Source organism: Flavobacterium sp. OHVDL-2026-0007 (assembly GCF_059882335.1).
The window spans coordinates 366,877-391,581 of sequence record NZ_CM187612.1 but is presented as its reverse complement, the minus strand read 5'-3'; the positions used below and the strand labels follow the sequence as shown (position 1 = coordinate 391,581).

The 24,705-nt window shown below is 35.1% G+C and carries 24 protein-coding genes and 1 pseudogene; 13 read left to right on the top strand and 12 right to left on the bottom strand.

The annotated features are described in order from the left end of the window. Nucleotides 1-69: 69 nt before the first annotated feature. The 6 genes from AC51AA_RS01660 to AC51AA_RS01635 form a co-directional block, all read right to left on the bottom strand. Complete coding sequence (locus AC51AA_RS01660; protein ID WP_500704008.1) at nucleotides 70-1,263, bottom strand: glutamate-5-semialdehyde dehydrogenase; 1,194 nt, start codon at nucleotides 1,261-1,263, stop codon at nucleotides 70-72. A 99-nt stretch (nucleotides 1,264-1,362) separates the two neighbouring features. Next, nucleotides 1,363-2,502: an aspartate aminotransferase family protein gene (locus tag AC51AA_RS01655; RefSeq protein WP_500704007.1), complete on the bottom strand. Its 1,140-nt coding sequence runs from the start codon at nucleotides 2,500-2,502 to the stop codon at nucleotides 1,363-1,365. Nucleotides 2,503-2,565: 63 nt separating this feature from the next. Next, a complete protein-coding gene (gene argC / locus AC51AA_RS01650) occupies nucleotides 2,566-3,543 on the bottom strand; it encodes an N-acetyl-gamma-glutamyl-phosphate reductase (protein ID WP_500704006.1) in 978 nt (325 codons plus the stop codon). Next, nucleotides 3,536-4,729, bottom strand: a complete 1,194-nt coding sequence (locus AC51AA_RS01645; RefSeq protein ID WP_500704005.1) for an argininosuccinate synthase — start codon at nucleotides 4,727-4,729, stop codon at nucleotides 3,536-3,538. Before AC51AA_RS01645 ends, argC begins: the two co-directional genes overlap by 8 nt. Before the next feature lie 65 nt (nucleotides 4,730-4,794). Beyond that, nucleotides 4,795-5,436, bottom strand: coding sequence for a GNAT family N-acetyltransferase (locus tag AC51AA_RS01640; RefSeq protein ID WP_500705665.1), 642 nt, complete (start codon nucleotides 5,434-5,436; stop codon nucleotides 4,795-4,797). A gap of 468 nt (nucleotides 5,437-5,904) precedes the next feature. Then, nucleotides 5,905-8,175, bottom strand: a complete 2,271-nt coding sequence (locus tag AC51AA_RS01635) for a M1 family metallopeptidase (RefSeq protein ID WP_500704004.1) — start codon at nucleotides 8,173-8,175, stop codon at nucleotides 5,905-5,907. A 185-nt stretch (nucleotides 8,176-8,360) separates the two neighbouring features. Between AC51AA_RS01635 and AC51AA_RS01630 the strand changes: the two genes are divergently transcribed. The 3 genes from AC51AA_RS01630 to AC51AA_RS01620 all read left to right on the top strand — a co-directional run bounded on the left by AC51AA_RS01630 (nucleotide 8,361) and on the right by AC51AA_RS01620 (nucleotide 10,466). Further along, a complete protein-coding gene (locus AC51AA_RS01630; protein ID WP_500704003.1) occupies nucleotides 8,361-9,212 on the top strand; it encodes an aldose 1-epimerase family protein in 852 nt (283 codons plus the stop codon). 9 nt (nucleotides 9,213-9,221) lie between these two features. Further along, nucleotides 9,222-9,773: a GNAT family N-acetyltransferase gene (locus AC51AA_RS01625; protein ID WP_500704002.1), complete on the top strand. Its 552-nt coding sequence runs from the start codon at nucleotides 9,222-9,224 to the stop codon at nucleotides 9,771-9,773. A gap of 135 nt (nucleotides 9,774-9,908) precedes the next feature. Further along, complete coding sequence (locus AC51AA_RS01620) at nucleotides 9,909-10,466, top strand: DUF3575 domain-containing protein (protein WP_500704001.1); 558 nt, start codon at nucleotides 9,909-9,911, stop codon at nucleotides 10,464-10,466. 1 nt (nucleotide 10,467) lies between these two features. On the opposite strand, the gene AC51AA_RS01615 is transcribed toward AC51AA_RS01620, so the two are convergent. Next, on the bottom strand, nucleotides 10,468-10,695 hold the full coding sequence (locus tag AC51AA_RS01615; RefSeq protein ID WP_500704000.1) for a VF530 family protein: 228 nt from the start codon (nucleotides 10,693-10,695) through the stop codon (nucleotides 10,468-10,470). A gap of 376 nt (nucleotides 10,696-11,071) precedes the next feature. Between AC51AA_RS01615 and smpB the strand changes: the two genes are divergently transcribed. The 3 genes from smpB to AC51AA_RS01600 all read left to right on the top strand — a co-directional run bounded on the left by smpB (nucleotide 11,072) and on the right by AC51AA_RS01600 (nucleotide 13,316). Beyond that, nucleotides 11,072-11,527 (top strand): SsrA-binding protein SmpB, encoded by a 456-nt coding sequence (gene smpB / locus AC51AA_RS01610; RefSeq protein WP_500703999.1) that lies wholly within the window; start codon nucleotides 11,072-11,074, stop codon nucleotides 11,525-11,527. Between the two features lie 53 nt (nucleotides 11,528-11,580). Then, nucleotides 11,581-12,222 (top strand): hypothetical protein, encoded by a 642-nt coding sequence (locus AC51AA_RS01605; protein ID WP_500703998.1) that lies wholly within the window; start codon nucleotides 11,581-11,583, stop codon nucleotides 12,220-12,222. Nucleotides 12,223-12,308: 86 nt separating this feature from the next. Then, the gene (locus AC51AA_RS01600; protein ID WP_500703997.1) at nucleotides 12,309-13,316 is read left to right on the top strand and encodes a helix-turn-helix domain-containing protein; all 1,008 of its coding nucleotides are present in this window, start codon (nucleotides 12,309-12,311) and stop codon (nucleotides 13,314-13,316) included. 25 nt (nucleotides 13,317-13,341) lie between these two features. On the opposite strand, the gene AC51AA_RS01595 is transcribed toward AC51AA_RS01600, so the two are convergent. Next, nucleotides 13,342-13,983 (bottom strand): protein-L-isoaspartate(D-aspartate) O-methyltransferase, encoded by a 642-nt coding sequence (locus AC51AA_RS01595; RefSeq protein WP_500703996.1) that lies wholly within the window; start codon nucleotides 13,981-13,983, stop codon nucleotides 13,342-13,344. Nucleotides 13,984-14,426: 443 nt separating this feature from the next. Here AC51AA_RS01595 and AC51AA_RS01590 point away from each other — a divergent pair, with 443 nt between their 5' ends. The 7 genes from AC51AA_RS01590 (at nucleotide 14,427) to AC51AA_RS01560 (ending at nucleotide 21,212) form a co-directional block, all read left to right on the top strand. Further along, the gene (locus AC51AA_RS01590; RefSeq protein ID WP_500703995.1) at nucleotides 14,427-15,392 is read left to right on the top strand and encodes a Gfo/Idh/MocA family protein; all 966 of its coding nucleotides are present in this window, start codon (nucleotides 14,427-14,429) and stop codon (nucleotides 15,390-15,392) included. Between the two features lie 91 nt (nucleotides 15,393-15,483). After that, on the top strand, nucleotides 15,484-16,377 hold the full coding sequence (locus tag AC51AA_RS01585; RefSeq protein ID WP_500703994.1) for a 3-hydroxyacyl-CoA dehydrogenase family protein: 894 nt from the start codon (nucleotides 15,484-15,486) through the stop codon (nucleotides 16,375-16,377). Nucleotides 16,378-16,389: 12 nt separating this feature from the next. Beyond that, nucleotides 16,390-17,067, top strand: coding sequence for a YggS family pyridoxal phosphate-dependent enzyme (locus AC51AA_RS01580; RefSeq protein ID WP_500703993.1), 678 nt, complete (start codon nucleotides 16,390-16,392; stop codon nucleotides 17,065-17,067). 62 nt (nucleotides 17,068-17,129) lie between these two features. Continuing rightward, the gene (locus tag AC51AA_RS01575) at nucleotides 17,130-18,491 is read left to right on the top strand and encodes an exonuclease domain-containing protein (protein WP_500703992.1); all 1,362 of its coding nucleotides are present in this window, start codon (nucleotides 17,130-17,132) and stop codon (nucleotides 18,489-18,491) included. A 30-nt stretch (nucleotides 18,492-18,521) separates the two neighbouring features. Then, a complete protein-coding gene (locus AC51AA_RS01570; RefSeq protein WP_500703991.1) occupies nucleotides 18,522-19,358 on the top strand; it encodes an ion transporter in 837 nt (278 codons plus the stop codon). A 146-nt stretch (nucleotides 19,359-19,504) separates the two neighbouring features. Further along, on the top strand, nucleotides 19,505-20,425 hold the full coding sequence (gene miaA / locus AC51AA_RS01565) for a tRNA (adenosine(37)-N6)-dimethylallyltransferase MiaA (protein WP_500703990.1): 921 nt from the start codon (nucleotides 19,505-19,507) through the stop codon (nucleotides 20,423-20,425). A gap of 40 nt (nucleotides 20,426-20,465) precedes the next feature. Then, nucleotides 20,466-21,212, top strand: coding sequence for an acyl-[acyl-carrier-protein] thioesterase (locus AC51AA_RS01560; RefSeq protein WP_500703989.1), 747 nt, complete (start codon nucleotides 20,466-20,468; stop codon nucleotides 21,210-21,212). A 207-nt stretch (nucleotides 21,213-21,419) separates the two neighbouring features. Here AC51AA_RS01560 and AC51AA_RS01555 read toward each other — a convergent pair whose 3' ends face one another. The 4 genes and pseudogenes from AC51AA_RS01555 to AC51AA_RS01540 form a co-directional block, all read right to left on the bottom strand. Next, entirely contained in the window at nucleotides 21,420-21,848 is a 429-nt protein-coding gene (locus AC51AA_RS01555) for a hypothetical protein (protein WP_500703988.1), read from the bottom strand. A 1,099-nt stretch (nucleotides 21,849-22,947) separates the two neighbouring features. Further along, nucleotides 22,948-23,259 (bottom strand): HepT-like ribonuclease domain-containing protein, encoded by a 312-nt coding sequence (locus AC51AA_RS01550; protein WP_500703987.1) that lies wholly within the window; start codon nucleotides 23,257-23,259, stop codon nucleotides 22,948-22,950. A 30-nt stretch (nucleotides 23,260-23,289) separates the two neighbouring features. Next, entirely contained in the window at nucleotides 23,290-23,589 is a 300-nt protein-coding gene (locus tag AC51AA_RS01545) for a nucleotidyltransferase family protein (protein WP_500703986.1), read from the bottom strand. A 449-nt stretch (nucleotides 23,590-24,038) separates the two neighbouring features. Further along, nucleotides 24,039-24,652: pseudogene (locus tag AC51AA_RS01540) on the bottom strand (ATPase). Between the last annotated feature and the right edge of the window lie 53 nt (nucleotides 24,653-24,705).

Below are 24,705 nucleotides of genomic sequence, written 5' to 3'. Positions count from 1 at the left end.
TTTTATTCTTTAGATTCTAAGTGGCTAAGAATCTGAATTTTTATACCATCAATTTCAAAATAAAAATCGCTATCTAATTTGTCCTTCTCCGTAAACGTACCATTTATTGGTTACCAAATGTTGTAAACCAATCGGGCCTCTTTGATGTAGCTTATCAGTACTGATGGCTAATTCTCCGCCTAAACCAAATTGTCCTCCATCTGTAAAACGCGTTGATGCATTGTGATAAACTGCTGCAGTATCTACAGCGTCCATAAATTCTTGGGCGGCCTGATCCTCTTTTGTCACAATAACAGCAGAGTGTCCTCCACAATATTTGTTAATTTTTTCAATAGCCTTTTCCTCTGATTCAATGCTGCCAATGACTATTTTATAATCTAGGAACTCTTCGTACCAAATATCCTCATTTTCTATAGGCTCCGTATGTTCAAATTGCGCTAAGGATTGGTCCACAACAACAGTCACATTAAACTCTTTTAACCCTTCGATTAAAATCGCCACAAAACCCTCGAAATTGGGTAATTTAGCATCTATTAAAACTTTATCAACTGCATTACAAGCTGAAATTTTAGACGTTTTCCCATTCAAAATTATTTTCAATGCCAAATCCGTATCCGCTTTTTCATGAACGTAAACAAAATTATTACCACGTCCACTGACAATTACCGGACAAGAAGCATGTGCTTTTACAAAAGCAATAAGCTGCTCACCACCACGAGGCACAATTAAATCCACTTTCTGACTTGGCTTTTCTAAAAAAGCTTGGGTCTGGGCGCGATTAAAATTCAAATACTCCACCCAATCTTTTGAAACACCATTCTCCTCTAAAGCCTGATGCCATAAACTGACAATCTTTAGATTTGATTTTAACGATTCTTTTCCACCTTTTAATAAAATTTTATTTCCAGATTTAAAAGCAATTCCACCAGCCTCAATGGTTACATCAGGACGGGATTCATAAATAATCAAAATCGTACCAAAAGCGGCCGTTTTATTACTCACTCTGATGCCATTATCATGAACAAAATGAAAACGTTCCACCCCTACAGGATCTTCTTGAGAAGCCAATTGGTTTAACGATAAAATCATCTCATCGACTTTTTTATCATCTACTTTTAAGCGTTCTTCCATTGCTAGATCTTCGCCGGCATATGCTGTTAAATCCTCCTTATTGGTTAAAATAAGATGGGTCCTCTCCTGCTCGACCAGCTTTGCCATGGAGCGCAAAACCAGATTGCGCTTTTCAATTGATAATGGATTCATAAGGTATAGTGGTTGTTTTTTTGGTTGTATGCAGCAATCATAGCCTATCACCAACCCAAAGGTGATTTCAAAACCTTCGGGCGGGATTACTATCTTTACTTAATTTTTTAGCTCTATTAAACTTTCGTTTAAAGCTACAATAAAAGTATCTATATCCGCTTTTTTCACAGTAAGCGGTGGCAAAATTCTCAACAGATTTTTGTTATTGGCACTTCCTGTAAAAATATGCTTCTCGATGATTAGTTTTTTTCTCAACGCACTCACGTCGAAATCAAATTCAATACCCAACATCAAACCTTTTCCTTTTACTTTTTTGATTCCAGGCACTTGTTTGATTTGCTCTGAGAAATAAGCCGAAACTTCTTTTACATTCTCTTGTAATTTCAGTCCTTCGATAACATCTAAAACCGCAATGGCAGCAGCACAAGACAAATGACTTCCTCCGAAAGTGGTTCCTAACAAGCCAAAACTTGCTTCAAAATGTGGTGCAATTAATATCGCTCCCACTGGAAAACCGTTCCCCATTCCTTTGGCCACTGAAATAATATCTGCTTTGATACCGTGATGTTGGAAGGCGAAAAATTTTCCGCTTCTTCCGTATCCTGATTGTACTTCGTCCAAAATCAAAACCACCTCGTGTTTTTTACACGCTTTTTCTAAAGCCTGAAAAAACTCCGTAGTTCCCTCATCTAAACCTCCAACCCCTTGAATTCCTTCAATGATTACAGCCGTCACGTCCCCTTTAGCCAGTTCCGCTTCTACTAATTCAATTTGATTAAGTGGTAAAAAAGTAACCTCTTGTTGTGCGTTAATCGGCGCTACTATCTTTTTATTGTCGGTAACCGCCACAGCTGCAGAGGTTCTTCCATGAAACGAATTATCAAAAGCGACTACCCTTGATTTTCCGTTGTGAAAAGAAGCCAGTTTCAAAGCATTTTCGTTGGCTTCCGCTCCCGAACTACACAAAAACAATTCATAGTCCTCTAATCCTGACAATTTTCCTAACTTTTGCGCCAATTCCACCTGTAAAGGATTCTGAATCGCATTGGAATAAAATCCAAGATTATCCAATTGATTTTTCAATTTGGCTACATAATCAGGTTGCGTATGGCCAATCGAAATAACGCCATGTCCGCTATATAAGTCTAAATATTCCACTCCTTTATCATCTGTAATGGTACAATCTAATGCTTTTACAGGAGTAATATCGTAAAGTGGGTATACGTTAAATAAATTCATTTTTTCTTCGTTTAATGTTTTGAACGTTTGTTTGTTTACTCGATTAATCGTGTTGATTACGCTTTAAAACCCGCTTGGTTTCAAGTGCAAACCAGTAGTTTCTTCTAATCCAAACATTAAATTCATGTTTTGAATGGCTTGTCCAGAAGCTCCTTTGGTTAAGTTATCAATCACTGAGGTAATCAAAATCCGGTTCCCTTTTTTCAATAAACTAATAATACATTTGTTGGTTTGAACGACTTGTTTCATATTGATGTTGGTCGTGGTCACCGTTACAAAAGGCTCATTTTTGTAAAATTTCTGGTATCTAGCAACAGTAGACTCTAGACTTTCATCTAAAACAGTATACATCGTGGCAAAAATTCCTCTTGGAAAATCGCCTCTGTTGGGAATAAAAAGCAATTCACTATCAAAGTCGTCCTGCAACTGTACTAAACTCTCCCCAATCTCCCCTAAATGCTGGTGCTCAAAGGCTTTGTAATGTGACATATTGTTGTTTCTCCAACTAAAATGCGAAGTCTCAGATAATGAAACTCCAGCTCCAGTACTTCCAGTTGTCGCATTAATATGCACATCATTATTAAGTAAGTTCGCTTGAGCCAAAGGCAATAAAGCCAACTGAATTGCTGTAGCAAAACAACCTGGATTGGCAATAAAGTTGGCTTTTTTAATGTCCGCTTTATTCAATTCCGGTAATCCATAAACAAAATCTTTCCCCTCGAAATGAGCATCTTTATTCAATCTAAAATCATTTCCTAAATCGATGATTTTAGTGTGGCTTGCGAATTGATTTGCTTTTAGAAACGAAATGGATTTTCCGTGACCCAAACATAAAAAAACAACATTGACATTCGGGTTCACCGTATCGGTGAAATTCATTTCGATATCCCCCATCAAATCCTGGTGTGCCACCGAAAGGGATTTACCTGCATTGGTTGTACTGTAAACAAAATCGATGTTTACATGGGGATGATACATTAAAATTCTGATGAGTTCACCGGCTGTATAACCAGAACCACCAATGATCCCTACATTAATCATGATCTAAATGATTTACTGATGAAAATATATTTTGTGCATTTCCAAGTATCTTAATAAATCCTTTGGCATCATCAGATGTCCAAGCATTATTCATTTCTCCGTACTGACCAAAACCAGTGTTCATCAAGTCATTTTTAGACTCGATTCCATCTAATGAAAAATGGTATGGTTTTAAAGAAACAGTAACGGTACCGTTTACTGTTTTCTGAGTGTCTTGCAAAAAGGTTTCGATATTACGCATCACTGGATCTAAAAACTGACCTTCATGAAACAACATCCCGTACCAGTTTCCTAACTGCTCTTTCCAGTATTGTTGCCATTTACCTAAAGTATGTTTCTCTAATAAATGGTGCGCTTTGATGATGATTAAAGGCGCTGCTGCTTCAAACCCAACTCTACCTTTAATTCCAATAATAGTATCTCCAACATGAATATCTCTTCCAATTGCGTAAGCATTGGCTAATTTCTCAAGAGCAACGATATTATTAGAAGGTTTATCTGTTTTACCATTTACCCCAACCAATTCTCCCTGCTCAAAATGCAAAGTCACTTTTTCTTCTCCTTCTTTTTGTAATTGTGAAGGATAAGCTTCACTTGGTAGAGGCTCGCTTGATGTTAAAGTTTCTTTTCCTCCAACACTAGTTCCCCAAAGTCCTTTATTGATAGAGTACTGCGCTTTTTCCCAAGAATAGTGTACCCCATTTTTAGACAAATAATCAACTTCTTCTTGTCTAGAAAGTTTCAAATCTCTAATCGGTGTAATGATTTCAATTTCTGGAGCGATGGTCTGAAAAATCAAATCAAAACGAATCTGATCATTTCCAGCTCCTGTACTTCCGTGAGCAATAGCACTAGCTCCTACTTTTTTAGCGTATTTAATCGCCTCAATAGCTTGAAAAACACGCTCTGCACTTACTGATAATGGATAGGTATTGTTTTTTAATACATTTCCGAAAATCAAATACTTAATCGCTTTGTCATAATATTTATCTACGATAGTTAAGTTCGCATGTTGCGCACTTCCTAATTCGTAAGCTCTTTCTTCAATAGCTTTTAATTCCTCTGCATCAAACCCTCCGGTATCTACTAGTACAGTATGCACTTCGTAACCCTTTTCATTTTTTAAATATTTCAAACAATACGAGGTATCTAATCCTCCACTATAAGCTAATACAACTTTTTTCATTTTTTATAATTTAGGCCAATACTTTCGTATTTAGCAAGTTTGAGATTTCTTTTTTATTCCATTTTCTACGATAAAAAACCGAAAAACAGTGATTTATTTAAGAATAATGCTTGTTTAATTTTTCTTAATCTATTCAAGACTGCTTCATTAAAAGGATGTCTTGGTGGATCTTTTTGTTTTTCTTTTGGATCGTATAACATACCGGTGCACAGACACATTTTGTTTTCTTTGCTTTGCAGAATTTCATAATTCGTACAAGTCTTACAACCCGACCAAAAACTCGGATCCGTAGTAAGCTCAGAGAACGGAACTGGTTTGTACCCTAAATCAGAATTGATTTTCATTACCGCCAAACCTGTGGTGATACCAAAGATTTTAGCCTCTGGGTATTTTTTCAACGAGTAATCAAAAACCTTTGATTTTATCTTTTTGGCCAAGCCTAAGTTTCTATAATCTGGGTGTACAATTAAGCCTGAATGCGCTACAAACTTTCCGTGTTGCCAACTTTCGATATAACAAAATCCAGCAAACTTATCGTCCGCCAAAGCAATCATTGCATCACCGTTGGACATTTTTTTCTGAATGTACTCAGGAGTTCTTTTAGCAATCCCCGTACCTCTTAACAAGGCAGATGATTCTATCGTATCGCAAATTTCCTGCGCATACTTATAATGTTCTTCTTGAGTTACAACAATAGAGATCTTCATTTCAATAGTTGAAGTTAGAGTTAAAAATAAAAACAAATTGTTTTTTTTGAAATCCAAAAATCAATCCCATAAAATTAAATAAAACATAGCTTACTTTCTCTGAATCAGACATTTGATTAAGAAAAAAATAACAATAATTAAAACTTTTAGGATATGTTTGTCCTATGGACAAATGAGTTGATTTCAAAATGAAAAATGGTAATAAATAAATACGCGACGAAAAACTCTGTGAATACTATAGAGATAGTATCCGTACTTCGGGAGAAGTAGCAGGTAATTTTGTCCGTGACAAAGAAGTTATATGTAAACTTGTCTTATTCATTGGTGCAAAAGTACACTATTTTTTAATTCACAAAACAAAAAATAAAAATTCTAACATTTTTTTAGCTAAATGTTAGTTTTACCGCATTAAAAAACCCGTTAATCATTACTAATTAACGGGTTACAAATCATCTACGGGGGTATATTCTATTTTCTAGTAAAAGGTATTTTCTCCCCATTCCCTAGAATAATCATATCAAATCCTGTTTTATTTTCATTGAATTTAAACTTCAATCCAGCACTTGTTGACTGAAAAGTGTCTTTTTCATTTTCCACAGCGGTCACAGAAAATTTTGGAAAATCAGTGATTTCGACATTCAGCACACTGTTCTTTTCTGTAAAATCAATTTTTATCGGTGCTCTTGACGTCATAAAAGAGCCTAAATAAGCATCTAATACTACATCTTTCTCAATAGTACCCGTTGCCGCAGTCCAAACATTATTGGTCTGGTCATGATCTGGAAAAACATGATCTGGATCTAAAGTAATACTCTCAATTTCTTCCGTTGACTTATGTTTAAATGACCAAACCGTATTACGTTGCCAAATTTCTACCGGTAAATTCACTCTGGTGACTTTTCCGCTTTTGGTTTTAACATCCAAAACAATTGGCATCGGCATTTTATCGAAATTTTCAACTGTAATCACAACCCCTTTAGATGGATCGTTTTTCACATATTTAATGGAATTGATCCCTTGATTAAAACTCCAGTTGTTTACATACCAGCTTCTCCAGAACCAACTCAAATCCTCTCCCGCGACATTTTCCATAGATCTGAAAAAGTCATCTGGTGTTGGATGCTTGTAAGCCCAACGTTCAATGTAGGTACGGAAAGCGATATCAAAACGCTCTTTTCCTAATACTTGTTCTCTTAAAATAACCAAACCTGAACTTGGTTTGAAATAACACAACATCCCAATATTCGCCTCCTTCATATTATCAGGAGAACTCATGATGGTTTCTAAATCAGGTCTTGTAAAAGATTCCGCGGCTTTATGCAAGTCCGTAGCTTCTTCTTTATATTCACCATTATTGAATTCTGCTGTACTTAATGAATTAATAAAGGTATTAAAACCTTCATCCATCCAAGCAAACAAACGCTCGTTTGATCCTACAATCATAGGAAACCAAATATGACCAAATTCATGATCGGTCACCCCCCACAAATCTTGTCCTTTAGATTCCCATCCACAAAAAACAATCCCAGGGTATTCCATTCCACCTTCATTTCCTGCTACGTTTGTCGCTGCTGGATAAGGGTATTCAAACCATCTTTTAGAGTAATTTTCTATGGACGCTTTTACATATTCTGTAGAACGTCCCCAAGCAGCAGTACCTGCGCTCTCCACTGGATAAGCAGATAAAGCCAATGATTTCTTACCACTTGGTAAGTTTATTTTTGCTCCATCTAAGATAAAAGCAGGTGAAGATGCCCAAGAAAAATCACGAGAATTTTTCATTTGATAATGCCATGTTTTTTCGCCAGCGGCAGCAGCACCAGCGGCAGCATTCACTTGGTCAGCCGAGCGAATCATAACGGTTTTATCGCTCAAAGAAGCTTCTTTGTAACGTTTAAACTCTTCTGCAGACAAAACCTCTGAACCGTTTAACAAGGCGCCAGATCCTACTACATAATGATTGGCTGGAGCTGTAATTTTCACATCAAAATCCCCATACTCCAAATAAAACTCAGAAGCTCCTAAATAAGGCGCTGTGTTCCATCCTCTGACATCATCGTACACACACATACGTGGGTACCATTGTGCAATGGTGAAAATTTTACCGTTTTTAGTCTCCAAAACGCCCATTCTATCTGAACCTTCAAAAGGCGCAATAAATGAAAATTCTATTTTAATTTTTACAGCCGCTCCTTTTGATGCTAATTCTTCAGGTAGAAAAATTTGCATTCTGCTATCGCTAATGACATATTTTGCTTCGATATCCGTTTTTTTCTTTCCAACGGAAACCACTTTTACTGATTTAATCTTATTCCCACCATCGAAAACCTGACCCTGGGCACCGTTACGACTTCCCGTTAAAGGTACTACAGCACTTCCTCTTGAATCGCTTTTGAATAAATTCTGATCTAAATTCAGCCAAACAAACGACATCTTATCTGGACTATTATTGGTATAGGTAATTTCATCTGTACCTACAATCTCGTTTGTCGCTGCATTTAATCGTACCGAAATCTGGTAATCCGCTCTGTTTTGCCAGTATTCAACCCCTGGCTGACCGCTAGCAGAGCGCGTACTTGTTCCATTTTTAGTATAAAAATTCGGCGCAAAGGCATCGTGGTAATTATAATTATTAACTGGATTTGCTGCTGTTGTGGCAGGCGTTTGCTGCGCCCAAACAGAAGAAACCCCAACAAACAAAGCCATGGTCAATAAGGCTTTCGAGGATTTAATTTTCATATTTTTTAGCTGTTTATCTAGCAAATTAATGAAAAAAAAAGCTATTTACAGAGAAAACAGAAACCTTTAATTCAATTTTAATACAAATCCAATCAAAAAAAGATTTAAGCGTTTTTCCTAAAAAAATAAAATATATCAAATATATTTACCACTCCTTTCCATTAACATATTTCAAACATATTATTTTGATTACAACTATAGCAAATTCAGGATTAAAAGCGTCTATAAAACAGGCAGGTGCAGAATTATTTTCTTTACAAGATAATCAAAACAAAGAATACATCTGGTCGGGTCATCCTGATTTTTGGGGCAAACATTCACCGGTCCTTTTTCCTATTGTCGGTACTTTAAAAAACAACACTTATACTATTAACGGAAAACAATACCAGTTGCCTCGACACGGTTTTGCTCGTGATATGGAATTCCAACTGATTGATCAGACCCCAAACAGCGCTACTTTTTCATTAGAATCCAATGCCGAAACGCTAAAAAAATATCCTTTTGAATTTGAATTACAACTTCGCTATACCCTTGAAGAAAAAGCCTTGACTATACACTATACAGTGCTCAATAAAAACAGCGGCAAAATGCCTTTTTCTTTAGGGGCACATCCCGCCATTGCCTTACCTAAAGGTTTTGAAAATTATGCGATGGTATTTGAAAAAGACGAAGTTTTACAATTTCATCTTTTAGAGGATGGCCTGATTTCAGATAAAACAAAAACCTTAAAAACTACTGACAATCAAGTGCCTTTGGCTTATGAATTATTCAAAAATGACGCCTTGATTTTTAAAACCTTAACCTCCAATTCCCTCACTCTAGTCGAAAATTCAATCCCCTATCTAAAGGTGGATTTTGAAGATTTTCCAAGCTTAGGAATCTGGACTGTAGAACAAGCTGACTTTATCTGTATCGAACCCTGGTTCGGCTACTCGGATACTACTGAACAGTCAGGTGATTTATTTCAAAAAGAAGGCATTTTAATTTTAGATGCAAACCAATCCTTCCAAGCAAAATTCAGTATCCACCTCTTATAACTTTAGAAAATGCTAACATTCAATTTTACACCCTTCCCTGTTCTTGAATCAGAACGTTTGGTCTTAAGAAGAATTACAGACAACGATATTCATGAAGTTTTCGAATTGCGTTCCAATCCTGAAACCATGAAATACATCCCTAGACCTTTGGTGACCACAGCCCAAGAGGCTTTGGAACATATTGCTATGATTGAAGATAAAATCGTAAACAATATCGGCATCAATTGGGGAATCAGCTTAAAAGACGATCCTAAGTTACTGGGTATTATTGGCTACTACCGTATACAACCCGAAAATTATCGCGCTGAAATTGGCTATATGTTATTACCTGAATTTCATGGCAAAGGTATTATTCCAGAAGCAGTCAATCGACTCATTACGTATGGTTTTGAGGTTTTGCAATTGCATTCTATAGAAGCTGTTATTGATCCTGAAAATTTTGCTTCAGAAAAGGTGTTGCAAAAATGTGGTTTTGTAAAAGAAGCCCATTTAAAAGAAGCTGAATTTTATGAGGGCACTTTCCTTGATAAGGTTATTTATTCCTTACTAGACCGAAAATAATTAAGCTGGATAGATCATTTCAATCAATTCCTGTTAAAATTTAATTTTCCAGCAATACAATTTACTTCGTTACGTTATATTTGCACCCGAAACTAGCAAACTAAACTAACTAACTGCTAGTGATTACTCGATTTTATGAAAAAAGTATTTGCCCTAATCGTTCTTTTATTTTCAATTCAATCCCAAAGTCAAACATACATAAAAGCAAACGCGCTTACTGCTTTAGTCGGAGCTCCAAATATAGCAGTTGAAACCAGTATTGGCGAGAAATTAACTTTTAACGTTGATGTACTAGCCTCTTTCTGGGAATCCTTTGACGGAAAAAAACCAATGAAACTAGCTACGTTCACTCCTGAAGTACGTTACCATTTCAATGAAAAGTTCAACGGTGTTTACTTTGGTGGTCATATTGGAGGCGATGTGTACGAAATTCAAAAATGGAACTATTGGGACACCAACAAATACGAAAAAGGAATTGGCTACAGATTAGGAGCTACACTAGGCTACCAAAAAAAGCTAAGCGACAAATTTATGTTGGATTGCTTTGTTAGCGGAGGTTGGCATCAAGGTTTTTATCATGGTTACTACAATGATGGAACACCTGGACGTTACGAAAAAGCCAAAAATTTCAATAAAAGCGGTGAATGGTTACCTTATGGTGGTGGAATCATGATCTCGTATAAATTAAATTAATTTATACTGGGAATTTAGGAAGCGATTTTACATATAATTCTTCTACTTTCTTACGCGCCCAATCCGTTTTTCTTAAAAAAGTTAAACTTGACTTCACACTAGGGTTTGAAGTAAAACATTTTATCGGAATTAATTCTGCTAAAGTATCAAAACCATAAAGAGCCACTAATGCTTCTACTATTTTTTGAAGTGTTATTCCATGTAAAGGATCTTTAGACTGATTTTGCATTTTCTGTTTTTTTTTTAATGATACCAAAAAGACCATACTCAAAAAGTACGGTCTTTTTTTTTGCAAAATTAGGCAATTGCCATCTAAATCACTTCACTCCTTAGGAGAATAAAATTTTAAATCCAAAAGAAAACACAAGTCGCTAATTCTGATGGGCTATACCTATACCCTATTTCACACTAGTGAGCCTAACTTGAAAGCGAGCTTCCACTATGTATACTCCTTTTCATTTTCTTCTGCCTTGGTTTATCTGGTTGTCTGCAACACACAATTCAGGAGACTTTTCATATAAATTAACAGCAGAATAGCGCAAAATAGCCTTTAATTATATTATATTTCACTAAAGTTTTTCATTTTTGTTTTACATTTGTGCCCTATGTTAAAAACAGTCAATATACTTAATAAAAGAGCTCGATTCGATTTTGAGATAATCGATACTTATACTGCTGGAATTGTTTTAGCCGGAACCGAAATCAAATCGATACGATTAGGCAAAGCGAATATTACCGAGAGTTTTTGTGAATTTAGCAATAATGAACTTTTTGCTATCAATACCTATATCGAAGAGTATACCTTTGGAAATCAATTCAACCATAAATCCAGAAGCGAAAGAAAATTACTCTTGAATAAAAAAGAGTTAAAAACACTTCAAAAAAGTGTTCAAGCCAAAGGACTAACTATCGTTCCCTTAAAACTTTTCACCAACGAGAAAGGACTTGCTAAATTGCAAATTGGTCTTTGTAAAGGAAAGAAAAATTTCGACAAACGTGAATCATTAAAAGAACAAGACACCAAACGGGACTTAGATCGAATAAAAAAAGCGTACAACTAAATAGTGTATTCATTTTATAGTTATTTTTACTACAAACAACTTAACTAGAAAACATGAAAAACTACTTCTTTTTGTTCATCGTATCCTTGGCTCTTTCTAGTTGCGGTAGCAATACGTATATCGTAAACAGCTGGAGGGATCCAGCAATTACCGTCGCTAAAGAAAATTTTAAAAAAGTTTTAGTTGTTGTTTTAGTAAAAGACGAAGCCACCAGAAGAACTTCTGAAAATCGAATTGCCGCTAGTAATCCTATCTTCAAAACGTCATATCCTTTCCTAAACGAGACAACGGCACATCTTACTAAAGAAGAAAAATTGAAAATTTTGCAAAATGAAAATTTTGATGGTGTTGTTACCCTGCGTTTAGTGAGCACCGAAAAAGAAACCCATTATGTACCTGGGACCTATACAGGACTATATTATGGTGGATTCGATGGATTATATGCAGGAATGTATGGTTATGGTTTTGGAAACTGGTACGGTATGTACTCGCCTAACTTTTATGATCCAGGTTATTATCAGGAAACACTTTCGTATCTAGTAGAAACCAATGTTTTCTCATTGAAAGAAAATAAATTAATTTGGACCGGAACTACCAAATCACAGCACGTAACCGATGTAGGACAGACCGTAGATGCCATCATGCAAGCCGTAGTAGCTGAAATGAGAAAAGATGGCTCACTGCCACCAAAATAACAGTCAAAAAAGCAATCCTCAACCGTATTGCTTTTTTTATCTAAAATTTTATGACTAAATTAGTCAAGACAATTTCAATCATATAAATGAAATCACTTCTTAAAAACGCAAGAGAGCAAAAAGGGTTAAAAACGCGTGAGGTGGCCCAAATACTCAGTATCGACCAAGCACTCATCAGCAAGTTTGAATCGGGAACTAGAAAACCTACCAAAGACCAAATTGCAAAACTGGCTCAACTTTTAGCCATCGATTATGAAACTTTAATGGTAGCTTGGCTCAAAGAAAAAATCTTATCCGAAATTGGCGAAGAAGAATTTGCATTAAAGGCCTTGCTCCTGGTCGAACAAGAGATCCAAAACAACAAAAAAAGAATGAACTCGGCGGTTTTATCCACCATCCAATCCGCCTTAGATGAAATTGAAGATTTAAAAAATCAAATCCTCTCTTTTCAACAGTTCGACTTACACCGCATATCCAAAATATTGGAATTAGAATTTATTGCGGAAAGCAACCGTTTAAACGGCAACTCTCTAAGTTTACAAGAAACAAAATCAGTCATCAATGAAGGATTGACCATCCCTAGAAAAAGCATGCAAGAGCACCTTGAAGCGGTCAATCTGCAAGAAGCCGTAGGGTATATCAAAGACCTCAATCAGAAAAAAGCTCCGCTAACCGAAAAAGAATTCCTCAGCATTCACTCTGTGATTTTAAGAGGGATCAAGCCTGAAAACTCGGGAAAATATAAAAGCGATCCTTTAATCGCACGTGAAATGAGTTCCTTTTTCACTTGGTACGAAACCCACAAAAACAATGTGCATCCGATAGTTTTAGCTTCCGAGGCCCATTTAAAAATCATGACTATTTACCCCTTTGAACATGGAAATGTGCAAATCGCAACGGTATTAATGAACTGGATATTGTTACAAAACGGCTATGTTTTTGCGACCATACAAGGGGATGAAATACAGTTAAACCACTATTTATCCGTACTAGAACAATGTCAAAGTACCCATGATAAATCATTCTTCGTTCAGTACATACTGCAAATCGAAAAAGCAAATTTACTCAGAGCGATAGAATTGGTTTCAAAATAAAAGCCCGAATTAACGGGCTTTTATTTTAATTTTTATCTTCTAATAAAGGAACAAATCGAAACTCTCCAAACTCGTGTTTTTCGAATTGCGTTTCATTTTTACGAATTAATAAAGTCATGATCTGAACGTCTTCTCCTAAAGGAATAACCAATCGACCTCCTATTTTAAGCTGAGCCATTAAAGGCTGTGGGATAAAGGGTGCGCCAGCGGTCACAATAATACTGTCAAAGGGTGCATAACTAGGCAAACCTTTGTAACCATCTCCAAAAGACAAGTGTTTGGGACGAATGTTTAATTTTGGAAACAAATTGGATGTTTGTTTGAAAAGCTCATTTTGTCTTTCTATACTATACACCTTAGCTCCAAGCATGCATAAAACAGCCGTTTGGTATCCTGACCCGGTACCAATTTCCAAAACTTTATGCTCTTTTTTTACTTCTAACAACTGCGTTTGAAAAGCTACCGTATAAGGCTGGGAAATAGTCTGCCCCGCTCCTATCGGAAAAGCCTTATCCTGATAAGCATAATCTTCAAAACTGGAGTTCAGAAAAAGGTGTCTTGGGATTTTTTTTATCGCATCTAAAACCGCCTTATCTGTAATTCCTTTTTGTTCTAAAGTGCTTACTAACTGATTGCGAAGTCCTTGATGTTTGGCTGTATCTTTCAAAATTGGTTTAATTTATTTTAGCAAAAATAAGAAAGAAAATCAATTTTAAATGCTTTCTCTAAGAATGTTTTCAACGGAGAATCTCCCATAAAACCTAACAAAACGCCAATGAATTACCACTCAAATGGTTTGATTATCCCTTAGTCCATTTTTTAAAATTATTCCTTCCGAATAAGTCCTCTCTTTTTGAATAAAGCCCAATTAAAATCCAATTACCCCACTTCAAAATAAAATCCAAAAATCGGTCTTACTTTCACGACTAGCTTCAGCTAGCACTTCAAAAAAAAGCCAAAAATAGAATGAACTAAAACCCAGTCTACTACCTTGCCAGAAAAAGGAAGTGTATCCTGTTGCTTGTAATTGTTAAAATAATATTAGACTTTGTGGTAACTAAACTTTTACTTTCAACAAATAAATTATATTTTTGTTTTAAAATACATATCATGTTAAAAGTGGGAGTTTTAGGTGCTGGTCATCTTGGTAAAATACATTTACGTTTATTACAACAATCTGACAAATATGAATTAGTTGGATTTTACGACGAAAATCAGGAAAATGCCGAAAGAATTTCAAAGGAATTTGGTTATACAAACTTCAGTACTATTGCAAAATTAATCCACGCTGTTGATGTAATCGATATTGTAACCCCAACACTTTCACACTATAAGTGTGCAAAAGTGGCCATCAAATCAGGAAAACATATTTTCATAGAAAAACCAATCGCCAACACTGTTGAAGAAGCTGAAGAAATTATTGCTTTAGCCAATCAATATAATGTAAAAGGCCAGGTAGGTCATGTGGAACGTTTTAACCCTGCGTTCATTGCCACCAAAAACATGATCGAAAATCCCATGTTTATTGAAACACATCGTCTAGCGGAGTTTAATCCTCGTGGTACAGATGTTCCTGTAGTACTGGATTTAATGATACATGATATAGATGCCATTTTGAGCGTTGTGAAATCAAAAGTAAAAAACATTAACGCCAGCGGTGTTTCTGTAATTAGCGAAACTCCTGATATTGCCAATGCCAGAATTGAATTCGAAAATGGCTGTGTGGCGAATTTAACTGCCAGTAGAATTTCAATGAAAAACATGCGTAAAACACGTTTTTTTCAAAGAGATGCTTACATTTCAGTTGACTTTTTAGAAAAGAAATGTGAAGTGGTTCGCATGAAAGATGCACCGGAAATTCCAGGAGATTTTGATATGATCCTTCAAAATGCAGAAGGTATAAAAAAACAAATTTATTTTACCAATCCAGATGTAGAGCAAAACAATGCTATATTGGACGAATTAGAATCATTTGCCAATGCCATACAAACCGATACTACGCCAGTGGTTACCCTTGAACAAGCGACAGATGCCTTACGAGTAGCGTATCAAATTATCGATTGTTTCGACAAATAAAGAGCAATATAAACGCATTATATTTAAGGTTTAAAGTCTATTTCTAAGTAGCTTTAAACCTTAACTTTTAAAATTCAAATACCAAAATTATATGAAGACTATAGCTGTAATTGGTGCAGGAACAATGGGTAATGGAATTGCTCATACCTTTGCACAAAGTGGTTTTGTGGTAAAACTAATTGATGTTTCTGAGAAATCATTAGATAAAGGAATGGCTACTATTGCTGCCAACTTAGACCGAATGCTTTCCAAAGGAACCATTACTCAAGAAGATGTTGCCAAAACCATTACCAACATTATCACTTATACCGATATTAAAGATGGTGTAGTGGGTGTTGATTTAGTAATTGAAGCGGCTACTGAAAATGTAGAATTAAAACTCAATATCTTCAAGCAACTAAACGAAGCTTGTTCTCATAGTACCATTTTAGCTACCAATACCTCTTCGATTTCGATTACGCAAATCGGAGCCGTAGTGGCACACCCAGAACGTGTTATTGGGATGCATTTTATGAATCCGGTGCCTATTATGAAATTGGTCGAAATCATTCGTGGGTACAATACCAGCGACGAAGTGACTAAAATCATTATGGATTTATCGGAAAAATTAGGTAAAACGCCTGTTGAAGTCCACGATTACCCAGGCTTTGTAGCCAACAGAATTTTGATGCCGATGTTAAATGAAGCCATCGAAACCCTATACAATAAAGTAGCTGGAGTGTATGAGATTGACACTGTGATGAAATTAGGAATGGGCCACCCAATGGGACCTCTTCAATTAGCTGATTTCATTGGTCTTGATGTTTGTCTTGCCATTTTAAACGTTATGTATGACGGTTTCAAAAACCCTAAATATGCACCTTGCCCACTACTAGTCAATATGGTGAGAGCCGGAAAACTAGGCGTAAAATCTGGAGAAGGTTTTTATGATTATAGCGAGAGCAAAAAAGCAGAGAAAATTGCGAAACAATTTATGCTTTCCTAAAAAAGAAACACCATGTCCATAGCATCCAATTTACATACTATTAAGTCTAGCTTACCGCCACACGTAACTTTAGTTGCGGTTTCTAAAACAAAACCTGTTTCAGATCTTATGCAAGCCTACGAGGCAGGTCAGCGCATTTTTGGAGAAAACAAAATCCAGGAAATGTTAGACAAATATGAACAAATGCCCAAAGACATTCAGTGGCACATGATCGGACATGTTCAATCGAACAAAGTCAAATTCATGGCTCCATTTGTTAGTTTGATTCATGGAGTAGATAGTTTGAAATTATTACAGGAAATCAACAAACAAGCTCTCAAAAACAACAGAACGATAGATTGTTTGCTTCAAATCCATATTGCTGAGGAGGAAACTAAGTTTGGTCTGGACCAAAACGAATTAAACAACCTATTGACTGCATCCGATTTTAAAGAATTAAAAAATATTCGTATTTTAGGGCTGATGGGAATGGCCACTTTTACAGACGATCAGAATCAGGTCACAAAAGAGTTTAGCCATTTAAAAGCTATTTTTGATTCCATACAAAAAAGTAAAGAGGCGCAACAGTACCCTTTTACCATGGATCAATTTTCAACGCTATCGATGGGAATGTCTGGTGATTATCAATTGGCTATTGCATCAGGTAGCACTATGGTCCGCATTGGAAGTAGTATTTTTGGAGGACGCTAATAGTAAATAACGATTGTAAAGAAGCATCATAAAACTTCTTTACCCATAACTGAACACTTAATTTGTACGCAATACTCGACATAGAAACCACTGGAGGCCAGTTTAATGAGGAAGGAATTACTGAAATCGCCATTTATAAATTTGATGGCCATGAAGTAGTCGACCAGTTCATTACTTTGGTGAACCCTGAAATTCCGATTCAGCCTTTCGTGGTTAAATTAACAGGAATCAATAATGCCATGTTGCAAACGGCTCCTAAGTTTTTCGAAATTGCCAAACGCATTATAGAAATCACTTCCGATTGTATTATTGTGGCGCACAATGCCTCATTCGACTACCGTATTTTACGTACGGAATTCAGACGTTTGGGCTATAATTTTGAGGCCAGAACCCTTTGTACGGTTGAATTGGCGAAGAGATTAATCCCAGAACAACCCTCCTATAGTCTTGGAAAACTAGTTCGCGCATTGGGAATACCAATGGCAGACAGACATCGTGCAAGTGGTGATGCTATGGCGACCATTAAGTTATTCAAAATGCTTTTAGAAAAAGACTTAGAAAAAACGATCGTAAAAGATTTTATAAAACTAGAAGTCGAAAAAGGAATTGCACCCAAATTGCAAGATCTTTTAGCCCAAATGCCAGCTAAAACAGGTATCTATTACATCCATAATGAAAATGGAACGTTGATCTACATTGGGAAAAGCCAAAACATCAAAAAGAGAATTAATCAACATTTTACTGGAATCACCACCAAAAGCAAGAAAATCCAAGCCGAAGTTTTCACCATAACCTATGATGAAACAGGTAGTGAATTAATTGCGCTTTTGAAAGAAAGCGAAGAGATCAAAATTAATAGACCCAAATACAATCGTTCACAGCGAAAAACCATCTTTCACTATGCCTTATATGCTGAAAAAGATGCTAATGGTTATATGATTCTGAAGCTCGAGAAAGCAGACGGTCGCAAAAAAGAAATCACCTCTTTTACCACCTTACAAGAGGGTAAAAACATGCTCTTTAGATACAGTTCTAAATATCATTTGTGCCAAAAACTCACTGGATTATACCAGACCAAAAAAGAATGTTTTCAGTATAAAATAAAAGAATGTGACGGCGCCTGTATTGGCGAAGTAACACCTGAAGTATACAATGCGCGTGTTCAGCAATTTATTTCAGAAAACAGTTTTGAAAACAAAAGTATGATTCTCCTTGACCGAGGTAGAAACATAAATGAACGTAGTGCTGTTTTGATTGAAAACGGGGTGTATAAGGGATACGCCTATTATGATTTGAATTATCAAATCACCAATATTGACATTCTAAAAAATATTTTAATCCCGATGCAAAACAACCGTGATGTACGAAACATTATTCAAAACTACATCCGTAAAAGCAAATCACTAAAAATACTTCATTTTTAATACAGCATAACTTTCCCTATCTTCGTGGGTATGACAAAAATTAAAACCAAATACGACCTTTTTAGACAAAAGACGCTAATTGTCCTTTATGGTACCAATACCATTTGGGGCCGAATGTTTGATTTAGTGCTATTGGGTTTGATTTTATTAAGCGTCCTATTGGTGATGCTCGATACAGTAGAAGGCATCAACCAAAAGTACCACTCCTACCTAGTGGTTTTTGAATGGATTATCACCATATTCTTTACTATAGAGTATATACTGAGAATCATTTCTATACAAAAACCCATAAAGTATACTTTTAGCTTTTATGGTATTATCGATTTAATGGCCATACTGCCTATGTATTTATCGATCTTTTTTCCAGCCACCAATGTTTTAACCATCGTCAGAGTACTGCGTTTCTTCCGGTTGTTCAAGATCCTACATATTCCACAAATTTCTCAACAATCCTTCCAGCTTAAAGAGGCTTTAGAAGCGAGTAAGGAAAAAATACTGGTATTTATTTACTTTGTGGTGATTAGTGCTGTAATTATAGGCGCCTTAATGTATGTTGTAGAAGGGAAAGAAAGTGGTTTTACCAGCATTCCGACGGGGATCTACTGGGCTATTGTTACCCTAACTACAGTAGGATATGGTGATATCTCACCTGCTTCACCTCTAGGCCAATTTTTAGCTTCCTTGGTCATGATTATGGGTTATGGCATCATCGCTGTACCCACTGGAATTGTGACAGCTGAATTTGCCAAAAGCAGCCTCAAAAACAATGCAGTGAGTAACCAAAAGACCTGTACTAAATGCCAGTCACAAGTACATTTTGACAAGGCAAAATATTGTTATGAATGTGGAGAGACATTGCCCCAATAGAAAAGCTGTGACCCAACTGCCAGCTGGATCTACACCATTACTTGATACCAATAGGAAACAAAGACCCAAAAAGAACTATTACCTTTGTTCTCATAAACCCCAACCAATACAAATAGCACAATCCAGTTTCATCTGGACTAAAATATATGAAATACTTAATCACCATCGTCGGACCAACAGCAATAGGAAAAACAGCCTTAAGTATTGCTTTAGCACAGCGTTTCAACTGCGAAATTGTATCCTGTGACAGCCGTCAGTTTTTCACAGAAATGACTATTGGTACTGCTGTACCTAACCCAGACGAATTACAAGCAGCAAAACATCACTTTATCCAAAATAAATCAATTTTCGAGAACTATACCGTGGGCGATTATGAAAAGGAAGCTTTAGGTACACTGGAAGAATTGTTCCAAGAAAATGACTTTGCCGTGCTCATTGGAGGATCAGGACTATATGTTGATGCTGTTTTAAGAGGCTTTGATGAATTTCCAGAAATAAACCCTGACGTCAGAACCGAAGTAAACGCTAATTATGAGAAGTTAGGAATTACTTATTTACAAGAGCAATTACAATATTTAGACCCTGCTTATTTTGAAAAAATCACTTTAGAGAATCCACAAACTTTACTAAATCCACAGCGCATGATGCGGTTTGTAGAGGTCTGTATCGGAACTCAAAAAGCCTATTCCTCTTTTCTAAATCAGAAAAAAAACAACCGAAACTTCACTCCTATTATAATAGGATTAGAAGCAGATCGCAAACTGATGTACGATCGAATCAATCAGCGTGTCGATATTATGATACAACAAGGCTTATTAGAAGAAGCTGAAGCATTGTATCCTAACAAAGCGTTAAATGCGCTACAAACGGTCGGATATAGAGAATTATTTAGTTATTTTGACCAAGAATTCACATTACCGTTTGCCATTGAAGAAATTAAAAAAAATACCAGACGTTTTGCCAAACGCCAACTTACTTGGTTCAAACGAAACGAAAGTACTAAATGGTTTAATTATGCTGCGGATAGAAAAGAAATTATACACTATATAGAAGGTCTATTGAAGTAACAACTATACCATCGATTACCTATCATCTAAAAATTACAAAATGCCAATATCACCCGATTTTACCTCAATTCTAAGCAAAGAGTGGGAAATTAATTTCACCCAATGTACACCAACTGGATACCTAAAATATACGGATCTCTGTAATATTTTACAATTAACTGCTGCAGCACATTCTGAAGTTGGTGGTATCAGTTTTTATGACATGCAAGAATTCCACCAAGCCTGGGTATTGAGTCGCATGCGTGTCGAAGTAATAGCTTTACCAAAATGGCAGGATGTTGTTACGGTAAAAACCTGGATCAATAGCTTAGAAAATTCACGATCGGTTCGTGCATTAGAAATGTACGTTAACGGAAAAAAAATAGTAGGATGCGAAACCTATTGGGCGGTATTCAATACACAAGCGCGTCGCCCAGAAGCATTGGCTCTACCCTATGAACATTTTGAATTGTATCCCGAAAAAAGAGCAACGACGGAAGGATTTTCTAAAATTAACATAAATCATGATAAGGAAGCCGTTTTCGAAAAAACAGTTTATTTATCTGATCTAGACATTGTTAATCACGTTAATAATGTCAAATATTTGGAATGGTGTCTAGACCACGTAGATGCAAAACGAATACTCAAACAAGAGGTGAAAAGCTTCGAGATGAATTTCATGAAAGAGCTTTCATTAAATGATCAAGTAGTCATTCATGAAAGTGAAGACGATGATCACACCACAGCAACATTCAGCATCACTAAAGGAGAAAAAACTTGTTTCGCATTGGAATTGCACTGGAAGTAAATTAAAGTGGTTCGAGTCCTGTTCCCGCTACTAAGACAAAGCTTCAGAGAAATCTGGAGTTTTTTTCGTTTATATTTCTTTAAAAAAACAAAAACGGATCAGGTGCATTAAAAAAAACTGATTCATTGTGGATGCGAAGACAGCAAACATTCACAGAGCTTTTCATAAGAACACTTTGGAGAGCTAGAATCTTAATGTTGAATTTTATTAATCCTCTATTGGCTGAATTACTTTAATTCGGATTACGGTAAGATTACCATATTTTTCAATATCTTCTTTTGTCCATTCAATTTCTTTCCCTTTCGGCCTTTTATTAAAATCCCAGCCAATAGGAGCCTCTTTTACATAAACATATAATGACACATGATCTTCTTTACTTCCTTCATTTTTTTTTCTTTGCTCCAATGTTATAAATTTAAAAGCAAAATAAGAATGACCTTCTTCATTATTCCCATAACCCATTTTTATCTCAGGCTTTATTTCCTTCAAAAGATTTTTTAACGGCTTGTTAATAAATTGTTGTCCCTGTTCTTTTAGCTTAAAAACATCCTTTGTTGTTAGAACCATTTGTTGTGCTTCGCAACTAATATTTATAAACAAAAAGATAATTGTGAATGATTTTAATATCTTTTTCATTTTTTCCAAGTTTTAAGTTATTTGCAAGGTGTTGAGATATAGAAGTCATACGCTTGTTATGTTATGAGCTTATTGATTACTCTTTCATAATGCTTCTCTACAATTACATAACTTAATAAAAGTAAAGTAACTATTAAACAAAATGGCAAAGATGGCCATATACTAAACGGCTTGAAAAATGATGCTAACAAAAATATTGTTGATAGCACATACATAGTCCAAGTAAACAATTTTCTGTTAACTATTGAAGACAATATATTTTGGATCAAAACAATTTCAAAAAAGATAAGAACTATATATGGAAATATTGCATCAGTAATTTGTCCGCTATTTTCTGCTGCTAACTTTGTCTCTGCTAACTGAACTAATTTTACAAAAATGAAGTACAGTAAAGTTTGGCCTAGAGTCAATACGAATCCAAGTATAAAAACCCGTTTAATCATATTTAAATTTCTTTGAGTTTTTTTAGCATGATTCCAAAGCTGATTGTTAACTTCTGTTTGTGAAAAAACTTCTGTTTGCTTAGAAACAAATATAGTAAAACAGTAGTGTTATAATAGGATTTTTCGTGTTTTTAAGAATGCAACATATCAAAGGTATCCATCATCTACATTTTTATAACTTGTGAATTGCTCTAACTCTTTCAATAGTTTTATAATTCAAAGCAGAGTACTTTTCTTTTTCATATTAAATATGGTAATATTTTACAACTAACATACGCATGCTATAATACCATAATAATCTTCTACAAACTGGTTAGATATTTGAATGCTTCCCGCTACTATAAAAAACTAAAGCTTGAGAAAACTAGATTTTTCAGGCTTTTTTTGGTTCGATAAATTTTGTTTAATTTTAAAAAGAACACAAACTATCAGTGTTTTCAAGGAAAATTGATTCGAGTCCCGTTAAGTTTTTTTGCAGTGCGATTGTTCACACTAAGTTCGTGGTAATAAATCGGTTGTATGAAAAAATAAAAAAAATAGTCCTGTTTTCAAATTGTCACCCAAGCGATAACGAAAGGCGAAGTAAATTATTTCAAATACAAAACCAACTTCCAATTACGCCAATTGCCAAAATCTATTGTAACTGTTAGCAGTACTTATTCAGCTTCTTGAATTAAATTCTCAATTTCGATTTTTAATTTTGGCAAGTGATTAGTCAAAATAGACCAAATGTTTTCATCAGAAATATTATCATAAGCATGAATTACGTGATTTCTGAGGCCAATTATGGATTTTGAGTTTGTGATTTTCTCATTGTAAGAGTTGTCACGAGTAACTATTCGGTTAATTGCTTCACCAATAATTTCAAGATTTCTTTCAACAGCTCTTTTGAGCATTATGTTATTTTTATATTTAAAAAAATCTTTTTCTTCGTTCTGGAAGAATTCATTTATTTCATCAATGGACATTTTATATCAAATAACCATTTGAGAATTCTTTCATCCATAAATTAGTTCTTTTGAGTTATCGATTGATTTAATCAAGATTGGATTTTTTAAAGTTTGTTCTTCCAGTAAATCTACTTCACGACCAAACAAAGATTCGAGTTTCTCTTTGAAATTTATATAATTGTCAAAATAGAGTGATAATTCAATTGGTTTGAATTTAACTAGTAAATCAACATCACTTTTGTCATTAAAATTAGAATTTACTGCCGAACCAAATAGATACATTTTCTCCACATTGTATATTATACAAAGTTTTTTTAAGTTATCTATATTCTTGTCAATTATTCCCATATCACAAATTTAGCTAAAAAATCTTTTATACTCTTGATATACAAACTAAAAGTGCATTAAAGCTTAAGCCAATTTTTTAGTTTCGCAAATTAAAAAATTAGATTCAATTTCTTCAAATCGTCTTGAAAATGGTTCGAGAATTGTCCCGTTAGGGCTACTCAGACAAAAAACTTCAGAGAAATCTGGAGCTTTTTTATTTTGCTCATTATCATTTTCCGTTATAACAAGATATCGGAAGATCAATATTGGGTAAAGCGCAAATAAAGAAGAAGCACATTTCTTTTTAAAAAAAAAGCCCTCATTTCTGAGAGCTATCGCTTTACATTGAAATATCACCTACAATGAATGAGGATTTATTCTCACAATTTTACCATCCTTCATAACGACTAAATCGCTATTTTTTCTTTTTTTGAACGCTATTAAATCCTCATAAACCTTATCCATTGCGTCTATAATCTTCTTCTGAGTCGGTGTTGTTTTGTGACCTTTTTCCATGTCTCGTTATTTTTTAGTTTCTCAAACTTAATGTTATCCTCGATTTCAATATTATTCCCTAATGTTTTTTGAGCAATTAATTCTGCTTTACTATTTGTATTATCAAAAATTATAGCTTCATCAACTATTGGCAAATATATATTAAATAAATTTGTAATTCCATTTATATATCTCCGCTTAACAACATCTGTTTCAATGTTATGCCCACCTTCTCTAACCCTCGTTCTCACCCTTTCAATAGCTAAATCAACATCATTCAACCAAAAAAACAACAGTATTACTTTATATCCCTTTTCCTGAGCTAGGAGAACCTTTGATTTATAACTTTTGGTACCAAGGTTGTTTCAAACGCAAATACTTCATTATTCGACAATAATTCATATTCTATTCAACATTATTCTCCCCGCCTCAAAAGCGACATGCTCAGGTTGAAATGGCGAAAGTCCCTTTGCGATTTCATCAGCATTCACAAATTCTTTACAATTTAGAATTTCTGGTAATATGGTAAATGAAGTTGTAGTTTTCCCCACTCATTACAACCAGCAATTATGTAAAGATTTTTACTCATACAAAACAAAGTTAAGAAATTTTGATTTTCTTTTTAAATCTTATCCTACTACC